This is a genomic window from Terrisphaera buseokensis, assembly GCF_047521145.2.
In the GTDB taxonomy this organism is placed as follows: Bacteria; Verrucomicrobiota; Verrucomicrobiia; order Opitutales; family Opitutaceae; genus ER46.
The window spans coordinates 3,006,394-3,020,398 of the sequence record NZ_CM134186.1 but is presented as its reverse complement, the minus strand read 5'-3'; the positions used below and the strand labels follow the sequence as shown (position 1 = coordinate 3,020,398).

8 protein-coding genes are annotated in these 14,005 nt (G+C 64.2%); 6 read left to right on the top strand and 2 right to left on the bottom strand.

All coding sequences use genetic code 11. The annotated features are described in order from the left end of the window. The first annotated feature begins 48 nt into the window (after window positions 1–48). From ACLJEU_RS11190 to ACLJEU_RS11165, 6 genes are all read left to right on the top strand, one after another. Entirely contained in the window at window positions 49–1,527 is a 1,479-nt protein-coding gene (locus ACLJEU_RS11190; RefSeq protein WP_414664927.1) for a sulfatase family protein, read from the top strand. A 29-nt stretch (window positions 1,528–1,556) separates the two neighbouring features. Beyond that, window positions 1,557–3,044, top strand: a complete 1,488-nt coding sequence (locus ACLJEU_RS11185; protein ID WP_414664928.1) for an arylsulfatase — start codon at window positions 1,557–1,559, stop codon at window positions 3,042–3,044. A 474-nt stretch (window positions 3,045–3,518) separates the two neighbouring features. Beyond that, window positions 3,519–6,923, top strand: coding sequence for a DUF7379 domain-containing protein (locus ACLJEU_RS11180; protein WP_414664929.1), 3,405 nt, complete (start codon window positions 3,519–3,521; stop codon window positions 6,921–6,923). A 63-nt stretch (window positions 6,924–6,986) separates the two neighbouring features. Further along, complete coding sequence (locus ACLJEU_RS11175) at window positions 6,987–8,009, top strand: M12 family metallopeptidase (protein ID WP_414664930.1); 1,023 nt, start codon at window positions 6,987–6,989, stop codon at window positions 8,007–8,009. A gap of 346 nt (window positions 8,010–8,355) precedes the next feature. After that, complete coding sequence (gene trpE, locus ACLJEU_RS11170; RefSeq protein ID WP_414664931.1) at window positions 8,356–9,837, top strand: anthranilate synthase component I; 1,482 nt, start codon at window positions 8,356–8,358, stop codon at window positions 9,835–9,837. A 390-nt stretch (window positions 9,838–10,227) separates the two neighbouring features. Further along, window positions 10,228–11,310 (top strand): sigma-70 family RNA polymerase sigma factor, encoded by a 1,083-nt coding sequence (locus tag ACLJEU_RS11165; RefSeq protein ID WP_414664932.1) that lies wholly within the window; start codon window positions 10,228–10,230, stop codon window positions 11,308–11,310. Between the two features lie 299 nt (window positions 11,311–11,609). On the opposite strand, the gene rpsA is transcribed toward ACLJEU_RS11165, so the two are convergent. Then, window positions 11,610–13,268, bottom strand: coding sequence for a 30S ribosomal protein S1 (gene rpsA / locus ACLJEU_RS11160; RefSeq protein ID WP_414664933.1), 1,659 nt, complete (start codon window positions 13,266–13,268; stop codon window positions 11,610–11,612). Window positions 13,269–13,491: 223 nt separating this feature from the next. Beyond that, window positions 13,492–13,977 (bottom strand): hypothetical protein, encoded by a 486-nt coding sequence (locus ACLJEU_RS11155; RefSeq protein WP_414664934.1) that lies wholly within the window; start codon window positions 13,975–13,977, stop codon window positions 13,492–13,494. Between the last annotated feature and the right edge of the window lie 28 nt (window positions 13,978–14,005).

Sequence of the window (14,005 nt, the reverse complement as noted above, 5' to 3'; positions counted from 1 at the left end):
ACGCAGGCGCTCCCGAGAGGAAATCCCATTGCCGAAACCTTTTTAGCCATGACGCTTCCCCGCCCCTCCTGCCCCCGAGGCCTCTTCGCGCTTCTCCTATTGCCGCTCGCGCTCGCGGCACACGCCGCGACCACGCGGCCGAACATCATTTTCCTTTTTGCGGATGATCAGCGTTACGACACGCTGGGCTGCGCGGGCCATCCGATCGTGCAGACGCCGACGATCGATCGTCTCGCGGCGGACGGCGTGCGCTTCAGCAACGCGTTTGTCACGACCTCGGTCTGCTGGGTGAGCCGGGCCGTCGTGCTCACGGGCCAGTGGGCGCGCACGCACGCGCAACGGAACGCGATTCCCACCGTTTCGCCGCAGGCGCTGCGCACGATGCTGCCGTTGCAACTCCGCGCCGCGGGTTATCGCACCGCGCATTTCGGCAAGTGGCACATGGTCGCGCCCAATGGCTTCAACCCGGCGGAGCAGTACGATCAGTTCGAAGCGATCGGACGAAATCCCTATTTGAAGCCGATGCCCGACGGCTCGAAGCGTCACGAAACCGATCTCGTGTGCGATCGCGGCGTGGCCTTCATCCAAGCCCAGAAGAAGGACCAGCCGTTCAGTCTTCATCTGTGGTTCAATGCCGCGCACGCGGAGGACAACGACCGGCGTCCGGGGATCGGGCACTACCCGTGGCCGCCGGCGCTCGACGGCCTGTACGAGGACAAGGCGATCGCGCCACCCCGGCTGAGCGATCCTGCGATCGTCGAGCGGCATCCGGCGTTTCTCAATGAGTCGATCAACCGGCAGCGCTTTTTCTGGGGCTACGACACACCGGAAAAGTACCAGACGAACGTCCGCGCCTACCTGCGCATGATCACCGGCATCGATCGCGGCATCGCGCGCGTGCTGGCCGCGCTGCGGGAGGCCGGTCTCGCGGAGAACACCGTCATCGTCTACAGCGCCGACAACGGCTACTACCTCGGTGATCGCGGATTTCAGGGCAAGTGGTCGCACTATGAAGAGTCGTTGCGCGTGCCGCTCATCATCTACGATCCGCGGCTGCCGCAGGCGCAGCGCGGGCGCGTCGTGAACGATCTCGTGCTCAACGTCGATTTGCCCGCGACGTTCCTCGACTGGGCCGGCGCGGCCAAGCCCGCGAGTTACGAGGGCCGCAGCCTCGCGCCGCTCGTCGAGGGCCGCGCGCCAGGCGACTGGAGGCGGCATTTCTTCTGCGAGCACCTCGATCTCGCCCCGACGCTCACCTGGGAGGGTGTGCGCGGCGAACGCTTCGTGTACGCGCGCTATTTCGATCAGGAGCCGGCCTACGAGTTCCTGCACGACTTGGAGGCCGATCCCGATCAGCTGCGAAATCTCGCGCTCGATCCCGCCCAGGCCGAAACGCTGCGCACGTGGCGTGCACTCTGCGACGCGGAGATGAACGCCCGTGGCGGCGCACTGCTGCCACTGAGCGAGCGCGGCGGCAGAAAATCACCCGCCACGAAAAAGGGCGCCGCCAAGAAAGCCGGCGAATGAACCCAAACCCCGCACCTCGATTGCGACTCATGAAATTCACGATCTTGTTCCTGCTCGCCGGCCTCGCGTTGGCGCGCGGCCTCGCGGCTGAGCCGCTGAATGTGGTGTTCATCCTCGCCGACGATCTCGGCTGGGGCGAACTCGGCAGCTACGGCCAGAAGAAGATTCCGACGCCGCATCTGGACAAGCTCGCGGCCCAGGGCATGCGTTTCACCCGGCATTACAGCGGGGCACCGGTGTGCGCGCCGTCGCGCTGCGTGCTGATGACCGGCAAGCATCTCGGTCACGCCGAAGTCCGCGGCAACCAGCAGGCGAAGGTGCGTTTTCCCCAGTTCACCGAAGGCCAGTATCCGATTTCCGCGGACGTCCGCACGCTGGCACAGGCATTTCGTGACGCGGGCTACGCGACGGGCGCGATGGGCAAATGGGGCCTCGGGCCCGTGGGCAGCACCGGCGATCCGAACCGCAAGGGCTTCGACCTTTTCTTCGGCTACAACTGTCAGGCCGTCGCGCACAGCTTCTATCCCGAGTATCTCTGGCGGAACGCGGAGAAGGTCACGATCAACCGGCGCGCCATCCCGGGCCACGCCAAGCAGCCGCAGGGCGAGGTGAAGGCGGAAACATGGATCGGCGAGACGTACGCGCCCACGCTGATTATGGCGGAGGCCGAGGCGTTCATCGCCCGCAATGGCCGGCGGCCGTTCTTCCTCTATCTGCCCTTCACCGAACCGCACGTCGCGCTGCACCCGCCGCAGGCGTCCGTCGACAAATTTCCTGCCGACTGGGATCGCGAGGTCTATCGTGGTCAGGCCGGTTATCTCCCGCATCCGCGGCCGCGCGCCGCTTACGCCGCGATGATCGCGGACCTCGACGATCACGTCGGTCGCGTACTGGCCGCCCTTGATCGCGCGGGCGTGGCCGAGCGCACGCTGGTGATTTTCACCAGCGACAATGGCGCGACTCATCCCGGACCAACCACGACTCCGTTTCACATCGGCGGTGCCGATCCCGTTTTCTTCAACAGCACCGCCGGCCTGCGCGGCTACAAGGGCAGCGTGTACGAAGGTGGAATTCGCGTGCCGATGATTGCCCGACTGCCGGGTCGGATCGCGGCGGGCGCGGTCAACGACACCCCGGGTTATTTCGCGGACTGGTTTCCCACGCTCTGCGAGGCGGCCGGCCTCACGAAGCCGGCCGGCCTCGACGGCGAGAGCCTGTGGCCGGTGCTGACCGGTGGGAAGGCCGGTGCGCGCGCGAAGCCGATGCTGTGGGTGTTTCCTGAATACGGCGGTCAGGTGGCTGTGCGGCTGGGCGATTTCAAAGTGGTCCGGCAGGGACTGAAGACCAAGACGCCCGGAGCCTGGGAAGTGTACGACCTGGCCACCGATGCCGCGGAGAAAAGCGATCTCGCGGCAAGTCGCGCCGATCTCGTGCGGCAGGCCGAGGATCTGCTGCGGCGCGAAGTGGCGGAGAACGCCGTGTTTCCACTGCCGATTCCCGGGGTGACGACGCTGTGACTGGTTCCGAGATGGCATCGCCCGACTGGGACCGCGACCGCCCCCGGTCGCCCCTCACGACAGCGACCGGGGGCGGTCGCGGTCCCAGCCGGTCGCCGTCCACGTCGCTCGCCATCCCAACCGGTCGCCATCCACGTCGGTCGCCATCGCAGTCGATCTCCGTCCACGTCGATCACAGCTCCAGCCAACATTTCCCAATCACGTATACCTCGTCCACTCATCAGAAAATGCCCGATGCCATGTTAGGGAATTCGATTCGCACCTAATCTCGCAGTGCAACGCGTTCGCGGGAATATGACTTCGGTCGCATTCGAGGCCCCGTGATTTCGGGATCCTCGCTTCCAAAACCAGCAAGGTCACCCGCGGATCTTCCCCTTCACGTTCAGCTGCCGGGCCGCGGCTTCGGCCGCGCGCCCCTGACTTCTCCCCTTCCGCCCCCTTTCTTCCGATCTGCACCTTCGCCCGCTTTCTCCGATGCAAGCCACGCTGAACAACGATCTCTGGAGCCTCAAACGCACCGGGCCGGCCGCAACTCGCCGCGGAGCCGCCGCTGTGTTTCCGAACGAATTTCTGGCGCCGGGCGTCACGGTGGACGACGTGCTCGAGGCCACGCCAACGTCGGCCGTAAGGCGCGGCGGCGACGCACCCGAGATCGATCTTTCGATCACGCCGGATCCCGGTGCCACCTGCGTGATCGCCGTGCGCCATCCGTCAGGTGCGCTCACGTTTCATTTTGGCGAAACGGCCGCCGCCGCGGCTCCCCGCCGTGGCGTCCGCCGCGCGGCCGCCGCCACCGTCCTGCGTTTTCGGATTCAAACGCGAGCAGACCCGACGCCGGCACCGGCCACCGGCGCGAAGCCGACCCGGCGCGGTCTCATCGCCAAGGCGCTCAAGATCGTCGTCCTCAAGATCGTCACGAAGCTCGTCGACACCTTCCTCCCACGCCTCGTGTTGCCGTTCGAGGAGCGCGTCTGGAAAAAGCGCGGCCTCACCGAAGGCTGGTTTAAAGTCACCCGCGAGACGCTGGCGTCAGGCGCGTTGGTGCCGGCGGTGCCGCAGCCTTCCCAAGGACGCACGCTGCTGCTGTTGCACGGCACGTTCTCCGATGCGAAGGGCGCGTTCGACGCACTGGCGCAGTCCGACTTCTTCGCGCGCATTGCGCCGCTGTACGGTGATCGCGTTTACGCCTTCAACCACTTCACGCTCGCGCGCACGCCGGAAGAAAACGCCCGCATGCTGCTCGAGGCGCTGCCCGACGCGCCCCAGACCTTCGACGTCATCACTCATTCGCGCGGCGGGCTCGTGTTGCGCAACCTCGTCGAACAACGCGCGACCCTCGGCGAAACGTCGCGGCGCTTCGTACTTGGCCACGGCATCCTGGTGGGCGTGCCCAACGACGGCACCCAGCTCGCAACGCCAAAACGCTGGGAAGGCACGGTCGGCTGGGTCGCCAACCTGCTTGAACTGATGCCCACCAATCCGTGGACCACGGCCGCGGAGTGGATCGCCGAGGCGCTGGTGTGGCTGTCGTGGCGCGTCACCGGTGCCTGCCCCGGTCTGCACGCCATGGACACCAACGGCGCACTGGTGGCGGCGTTGCAGCAGCCGCCCGGACCGCCGGCCGGAGCGTATTCGGCGCTGGTCGCCAACTATCACCCCGCGGGGAACATCGCGTTACGCATGGCGGATGTGGGCGTCGATGCGTTTTTCGGCTGCTCCAACGATCTCGTTACCCCGACCGAGGGCGGCTGGCGCATTGATCGCGACGGCGCGGTGCACGTCGCGGCGGAACGGATCGGTTGCTTCGGCCCCGGCGGCAATCTCGCCGGCGCGGAGGTCCAGCATCTCAATTTCTTCAGCCAGCCCGCGACCGTGGACTTCCTCGTGCACGCGCTGGCCCGCGAGGCGCAGGGCTTGCATGCCATCGATCCAACGCGACCGCTGCCCGACCGGCGTTTCCGCAGCGCGACCGATGCAGCGACCGCGCCGGCCCCGACCGCAATCAGCGGGATCAACCTGCTCGCGCCCACGCCGGCTCCGGCGACGCGCCTCAGTGCCGCGACGGCACCGGTGGCGCTTTTGACCGACACCTTTCACCTCATGGTGCTGCCGCCGGCGTCGGCGCAGGATCCCAATCAACCCGGCCGGGCACCGGCGCAGCTGCTCGCGATGTACCGCGGCGCGCGCGTGCTGCAGACGTTTCCCACGAGTGGTGGCGACGCGGGCAAGCGGTTCCAGGCGATCATCGCGATGAACGAACGGATCCGGAAGTATGTGAACGGCGGGGACGGCGCAACGCTGCCGTCGGACGACGATCTCCTCCGCTTCGGCGAGGTGCTGTTCGACACGCTGTTTCCCACTGAAGTCCGACGGCTCTACGATGTCGCGCGTTCCGACGAACGCACCAACCGGCTCAACGTGATCTTCACGTCCATGATCTCGTGGATCGCGGACAAGCCGTGGGAATTTGCCTTCGACCGCGCGCGCGGCGCGTTTCTCGCCACGGAGGAGATCCAGTTCGTGCGCAACGTCCTTACCGGCGTGCCCGCGCAACTGATCGAGCCGCGCTCCGATCGCCTGCGCATCCTGGTCGTGGTGGCACAACCCTTTGGATCGGCGCCGCTCTCGACCGCCGAGGAGGAGGCGGTGATTCGTCGCGGCTTCGAACCGCTGATCGACGCCGGTCTCGTGGAGATCGAAGTACTGGCGAAGGCCACGCCGGCGAGTCTGCACGGCTATCTCGACACCGGGCATTTCGATGTCGTGCATTTCATCGGCCACGGTGAATTCGACGTCGAGACGAACCGCGGGTATCTGCTTTTCGAGGACGGACGCGGCGCGGCCACCAAGGTCGACGATCGCAGCCTGCGCGAAATTTTCTGCCAGCGAAACATCCGGCTCGTGTTTCTCAATGCCTGCGAGACCGGCCAGGGCGGCCGGGCCGATTTCAACCGCGGCGTGGCACCCGCCCTCGTCGCCGGCGGCGTGCCGGTGGTCGTCGCGAACCAGTACAAGGTGCTCGATATTTCGGCGACGACGTTTGCCCAGCACCTGTATTGGGCCCTCGCGCAGGGCATGACGGTGGGCAAGGCCGCGCGCGAATCGCGCATCGCCGTCAACTACTCGCTCGCAGGCGAATCGATCGACTGGGCCGTGCCGGTGGTGTACGCGCGCGATCCCGGCATGCGGCTGTGCACGCCGGTGGCCGCGGACGCGAAGCCGACGACCGCGCCACAGACCACGAAGCGCGCCCGGCGCACCACGGCGCAGCACGCCAGCCGCGTGGCGGTGTGGGACGTCGATCACATGTTCCCTGAGCTCGAGTCGACGCTCACCAAAATGAGTGCGGCGCAGGATCGTTTCGGTTTCCTGCTCGTCGACGTGTCGGCGCCACTCGGCACCTGGCAGATGAGCGGCACCGACGGCAACAAGACCACCTACCTCCACGCCGACCGCGTGGCCCGCCGGCTGCGCAACAAGGTGCGCGAGCTCGGCGTCGATTACCTCGCATGTGTAACGCGGCATCGGATGCAATCGGCGGACGACAAGAATCTGTACGCGTGGTGGGACGAGGCGTCGCCCGTGATGTTGTTTTCCACCGCAGGCTTCCCGCTGCCGCCGAGCGGACCGGAAACGGATCGCGCGATTGCCAGTGCGCTCGTGGGCACGCTCGCGTCATTGCTCGGCGACATCGACTACCACGAGAAGGGCGATCACCGCTGCCCGTTGTTCTACAATCCCGCGCGATTGTACGAGCACCTGATCGACCGGTTGCGCTTCGACGTCCCGTGCAGGCGTCATCTGCGCAAGGCCATCCCGAAGGAACTGCCCGCGCTCGAAACGCTGCTGGGCCTGTTCCACGATTCCGCCCGTCCCTGAACCGACCGTTTTTCCCGTCCGCAACTCAGCTCGCATTCCAACCTCCACCGGAGACTTCATTCCATGTGCCGCGCCAAAGTCTGCATCGATCGCGTCCTGCCCCAAGACCTGTTCCGTCCCCAGCTCACCCGCCGATCCGCGGGCGTGATGCGGGCGATTAGCCCCATCGGCAAAACCTGGATGAACGGCACCACCCTGCGCGTTCGCTTTCTCGGCGGGACGGCCCGCGAAAAGGCCATCGCGATCGAGCAGGCCGGCTGGTGGGCCGCGTCGGCGAATCTCAAGTTTGTGTTCGATGACAGCCCGGGCGCGGAGATTCGGATTTCCTTCGATCCGAACGACGGGGCGTGGTCGTTCGTCGGCACCGACTGCCGGAGCATTCCTGCCAACCAAGCGACAATGAATCTCGGTTTCCTCGACGGCGGTACGGCCGCGCACGAGTTCGGCCACGCCATCGGCCTCGCGCATGAGCATCAAAATCCGAAGGGCGGCATGCAGTGGAACGAAGCCGTCGTGATCAAGGAGCTGTCGCAGAGTCCGAACTTCTGGGACGAGGCCACGGCCCGGCACAACGTGCTCAAGAAGTACGAGTCGAACCAGCTCAACGGCACGGAATTCGATCCCGATTCGATCATGCTGTACGCCTTTCCGGGATCATGGACGCTCAACGGCGTCGCGACCAAGGCCAACGATGTGCTCTCGGCGTTGGACAAGGCTTTCATCGCGAGCGCCAAAATGTACCCGAAGGACGCCCCGACCACCTCGCAGGCGACGCCGCTTGCCGTCAACGCGGCCAAGCGGACGTCCGCGGAAATCGGCAAGGAAGGCGAAGAGGACCTGTACACCTTCGACGCCGATCGCGCTGCCAAGTACACAATCGATACCACGGGCCCGACCGACACCGTCATGAAACTCTTCGGGCCCAACAGTGAGACGGCCCTGATTGCCGAAGACGATGACAGCGGTCTCGACTCGAATTCGAAGATCGCGCGGAGCCTCGTGCCGGGCCGGTACTTCGTGCAAATCCGGCATTACAACCGGAAGAGCGGCATGGGGAAGTACACGATCAAGGTCGCACGGAAGTAGGCGTTTCGCCGGCGGCGCCACCCGCGATTGCCGGCGCATTGCATTTCAAACGGATTTCGCTGGTACGGCGCTCGCGATTTGAGATCTCAGATCTGAGATCTCATGCCGATCGCTGCTTGCTTTTGGACTTCTGGATCGATCGTGGCTACGAGCGCCAGCGAGTGGTCGAACGGCCACTCGCTGGCGCTCGTAGCCACGGCTAAAGTCCAAAGGCAAAGAGCGATTGGTATCAGATCCCCTAACCGCGCACACCACCCCACCCGGAGCCCGCAGGCACTGTGCGGGGGCCTCCGGCGTTCCGTCTTGCGACGCCGCGCCGCGGCACGCATAAGCCCCAGTCCAGCCGATGAACATCCATCCGACCAGGGAAGTTTTTGTGAGTCTCGCCGCCCAGGGAAACGTGATCCCGGTGTACACGGACCTGATGGCGGATTTCGAAACGCCGGTCTCGGCCTACGCGAAACTCAAGAACGCCGGTCCCTCCTATCTGCTTGAATCCGTCGAGGGCGGAGAAAACCTGTCCCGTTACAGCTTCATCGGCTGCCGCCCGCGGAAGATTTTCGTCTGCGGTTCGGCAACGACGGAAATCCGCGTGCCCGGCGAAGCCAGCAAGACGATTCCGACGCCGGCCGATCCGCTGACACTCATCGAGGAGGAGATGCGCGGCTTCACTCCGGTGGTGTTGCCCGGGCTGCCCCGCTTCACCGGCGGCGCGGTGGGTTTCATCGCCTACGAATACGTCACACGGGTCGAGCCGACGGTGCCGGCCGTGGCCCGGGACGAACTCGGGCTGCCGCTGCTGTATTTCATGATGTCGGACTCGCTGCTGATCTTCGATCGCGCGAAGCAGACCCTGCGCCTCTGCGTGAACGCCCACGTCGACGGCGATCCCGAACAGGCTTACAACCAGGCCATCGGCGAACTCAACGAGCTCTACACGATGCTGCGCCATCCGAGTGAGCTCGCGCCCGCGCCGCTCATCGACACGCCGAAGATCGAAGTCCCGCCCGGCAACTTCACGCAGCCGCTGTTCGAGCAGGTCGTGAACGACGGCAAGGAATACATCCGCGCCGGCGACATCATTCAGTTCGTGCCCTCGCAGCGGTTCACGCGTCCGTTCACCCGGACCCCGCTGGATCTCTACCGCGCGCTGCGGACGGTCAATCCATCGCCGTACATGTTCATTCTGGAAACGGGCGATTTCTCCATCGTAGGCGCCTCACCGGAAGTCCACGTACGGCTCACCGACGGCCTGGTGGAGATTCGACCGATCGCCGGCACGCGGAAGCGTGGCGCCACGCCGGCCGAGGATCACGCGTTGGAAAAGGAATTGCTGGCCGACGAAAAAGAACGGGCCGAGCACCTGATGCTCGTCGATCTCGCGCGGAACGACATCGGTCGCGTCTGCCAGTTTGGCAGCGTCAAGGTGCCGGAGATGATGGTGGTCGAACGCTACTCGCACGTGATGCACATCGTGTCGCAGGTGGAGGGGCAAATCGCCCCGGACAAGACCGCGTACGATCTGATGCGGGCGACGTTTCCGGCCGGGACGGTCAGCGGCGCGCCCAAGATTCGCGCGATGCAGATCATCGCGCAGTACGAGCCCTCGCAACGCGGCTTCTATGCGGGTGCCCTCGGCTATGTGGGCTACGACGGCAACATGGACACATGCATCATGCTGCGTACGGCGTTGCTCAAGGACGGTCAGATTCACATCCAGTCCGGGGCCGGCGTGGTGGCCGATTCGGTGCCCGCGTCCGAGTATCAGGAGACGGTCAGCAAGGCGTCGGCCCTGCTGAAAGCCGTCGCGATGGCCGAGCAGTTCTAAGCCCGGAAGAACCCCAGCGTGCGGGCCTCGCGTGAGCCCGTTGTAAACGGGAGCACGGTGGCATCGCCAGGGGAGTAAGCGGGATTTCAGCCGCCCGCCGCCTGCAGCCATTTGCAATTCCGCGCGAAGTGAGCGAAAATTCGGGGCTGAAGAGCGGTCGCGGCCGCGTCAGCCGGTCCGATCCGGCCGTCCCATTGACGCGAAGAGCCAGATTGCGCCCAGATGGCGCAGGTGTGATCCCAACGGATGCGCCATTAGTGCACGTTAATCCGGCGCGTTTTTGCAACCTTCCCTCGTGGCTGCGCGTAGTAGCACTTGGAACGAAATACGCTCCTCATCTGGGAACAACCTCCCGCCTGATTCCTCTAACTATCACGAGGTTCCTATCCAATGCCTGCAAAAGCAAAGTCGGTTCGCCACTCCCACAGTGCTGACGATCGCTCCGCCTCCGAGGCCCCGACCGCCACGCTCACCGCCGCGCCCATCGACGCGCCGCCGTCCTTTCTCGAGAAATCCGAACCTGCACCCACCGAGCAGATTGCTCATGGCGAACGCAGCAACCTGCAGCTCTATCTGCAGGAAATCGGCAAGACGCCCCTCCTGACCATCGACGAGGAAGTCACCCTCGCCCGCCGCATCCGGCGCGGCGACAAAGCCGCCCGGGATCACATGATTTCGGCCAATCTGCGGCTCGTGGTGAAAATCGCAATGGACTACAAGGACTTCGGCCTCCCGCTGCTCGACCTCATCAGTGAGGGCAACATCGGGCTCATCAAGGCCGTCGAACGCTTCGACCCGCGCAAGGGCGGCAAGCTCTCCACGTACGCCGCCTGGTGGATCAAGCAGTCCATCAAGCGCGCGCTCGCCAACCAGAGCAAAACCATCCGCCTGCCCGTCCACTTGGTCGACAAGATCTCCAAGATGCGGCGCACCGCGATGCAGCTCACCGAACAGCTCGGCCGCGAGCCCACGGACGAAGAGTTGGCCATCGAGCTGCAGATTCCGACGTCCAAGGTCGCGCATCTGAAGTCGGTCAGCGTACGTCCCGCCTCGCTCGACGCTCCCGTCGGCGAAGACGCGGACTCCGCCACCTTCGGGGAAATTGTCGGCGACGACAACGCCGTCAGTCCCTTCGAGGGTCTGCGCGAGAAGAACCTGAACAGCGACCTCTCTGAAATGGTCAACTCGCTCGACAAGCGGGAGGCCGAGATCATCAAGCTCCGCTTCGGTCTCGAGGGTCGCGACGAGCTCACGCTCGAGGAAGTCGGTCGCAAGTTCCATGTCACCCGCGAACGCATCCGCCAGCTCGAGTACCTCGCGCTGACCAAGATGCGGAAGGCGATGGCGAAAAACGAAGCCGTCCGCACCGTGGACGAAATCGACCAGGAGAAGCGCGCCCGCGAGCGGATGGCCGTCATCCGCGAATTCGTCGAGAGCAAGTCCAAGAAGCAGGGCAAGATCGGGCGCAACTGAGCGCCGCCCCATTCGAGATAGTTTTCAAAGGCCGACCGCGAGGTCGGCCTTTTTTTGTTTTTGAACCAAAGGAAGTCGAACCGCTCTCCATCGGAGAAATTTCACCACAAAGGCACGAAGACACAAAGAAAGACAGGCGGTCAAAAGGGAGTGGTCGGTGAGTTGACCTCCGCCAGCAGCCCGAATTTGCAGTTTTTCTCTGTGTCTTCGTGTCTTTGTGGTGAGTCATCAGCACAAAAAAAGCCGCCCGCCCCGCGAAGCGGGACGAGCGGCTTGAAGTCTTTCGACTGCGAGAGGAATTACTCCTTCTTCGCGGCCTCGTCGAGAATGTCGCCGAGGTTCATCATGTCGTTGCCGGCGCTGCGATTGAGCGCCTCGTAGGCCGACGTCTCGGCCGCGAGCTGCGACTCCGAGTAGTTGGCGGCCTTGATCGACAACCCGAGACGACGCTCCTCGCGATCGATCTTGATCACGCGGGCGGTCACTTCCTGGGCGGGCTTGAGCACGTCCTTCACCTTGTCGATGCGGTCCTCGCTGATCTGCGAGATGTGCACGAGACCATCGATGCCGTCCTTCAGCTCCACGAAGGCGCCGAACGACGTAATCTTGGTGACCGTGCCCTTGACCACATCGCCAATCTTGAAGAAAGCGTCGATGTCCGACCACGGATCGGTCGCGAGCTGCTTCATGCCAAGGCTGATGCGCTGCTGGTTCGAATCGACGTCGAGCACGATGGCATCGACTTCGTCGCCCTTCTTCAGGACTTCCGACGGGTGGTTGACCTTGCGGGTCCAGCTCATGTCGGAGACGTGCACCATGCCGTCGATGCCCTCTTCGAGTTCGATGAACGCACCGTAGGTCGTCATGTTGCGGACCTTGCCGCGAACACGGGCGCCGATCGGGTAGTTGTGGCGAACCATGTCCCACGGATTCGGCTCCAGCTGACGCAGGCCGAGTGAGATCTTCTGCTCTTCCTTCTGGATGCCGAGGACGACCGCATCGAGCTCCTGACCGACCTTGAGCAGTTCGGAGGGCTTCGTGATGCGCTTCGTCCAGGACATCTCGGTGATGTGCACGAGACCTTCGACGCCGGGTTCGATTTCGACGAACGCGCCGTACGGCACGAGATTGACGACCTTGCCGTGGACCTTGGCGCCGACCGGATACTTCCGATCGATTTCGTCCCACGGATTCTTGGTGGTCTGCTTGAGACCGAGCGACACGCGCTCTTTCTCGCGGTTCACCTCGATGATCATGACCTGAATCTCTTCACCCTGCTTGAGCATTTCGCTCGGGTGCGAGATGCGGCCCCACGACATGTCGGTGATGTGCAGCAGGCCGTCCATGCCGTCGAGGTCGATGAACGCACCGAAGTCGGTGATGTTCTTGACGACGCCCTTGCGGACCTGGCCGGGCTGGATCGAATCGAGGAGATTGCGGCGCTTTTCGGTGCGCTGCTGCTCGATGAGCTCGCGACGCGAGAGAACGATGTTCTTCCGGTCGAGATTGATTTTGAGGACCTTGAAATCGTACGTCTGACCGACGTACTGATCGAGGTTCTTCGGCGGCTGGATGTCGATGTGCGACGCCGGCATGAACGCATCGACGCCGATCGAGATGATGAGGCCGCCCTTCACCTTGGCCTTCACGCGACCCGCGGCGATGGAGCCTTCCGGGAACTTCGTGAGGATGTTATCCCAATTCTTCTTCTGTTCGGCCTTGTCGAACGAGAGGACAGGAGCGCCGCTCTTGTCTTCCAATTTTTCGACGAGCACCTCGATGGTGGAGCCGATCTGGAGTTCACCGATATCGATGAATTCGTTGGCGGAGATGACGCCTTCGGATTTGCCGCCAATATCAACGACAACTTCGTTTTGGCGGATTTCGGTGATGACGCCCGGGACAATCGCGCCTTCCTTCAACTTGTCGAAGGACGACTGCGCGAGCAGGTCTTGCATGACTGAACTCATAGGAACAATACGCCGGCCGTGCGCCTGCTCCAGGAGCGCCCATCCGACGGGACGATCCCACTTGCGCGGGACCGGATTGGTTAATGGTTAGACTAACGTTGGGAGGCTGGCGGGAGCTCGCGGCATAACGCCAACCTGACCGACTGACTGCCGCGAACGGTCAGCGTCGGGGTATCCCCGCGCCGCGGCAAGAGGAATATCGTCGCGCCCATTAACGACGAACCGGCACCTCGGCCGTCACGCCCAGCGCCGTCCCGACCCGGCGGAAAAACACATCGTACTGCGGCGTATCGCGAAGCGGCGCCTCAGTCCCCTGCCCGGCCCGATTCGAAGAGTCCGCTTCAAGGATTTCCTTGAGCCGCACCGCCACCTCGGTGCCCTTGCCATCGAGCGTGGCTCGCAACGAAACCTTCATCGTGATTTGTCGCGCCGTGCCGTGCGTCTCACCCGGACGGACTCCACCGATGGCCTCAAACTCGCCCTGCGCCGGACCACCGCGCACAAAGCGATAGCCCATGTCCGTAGCCGCCGTTCGGACGGCGTCGTAGGTCGGCCGCGGCTGCGCGGCAAACGTCATCGTCTTCGGCTCGTCCCGGGCCGCGATCCGCTCGCGCACCGCACTCGTCGCATCCGACATCGATTCACAGCCCGCCAGGGCCACACACAGCAGGAGAAATGCGATCAGAGAAGGTTTCATGGAGATGGGAGCAACTGACGGTGACCCG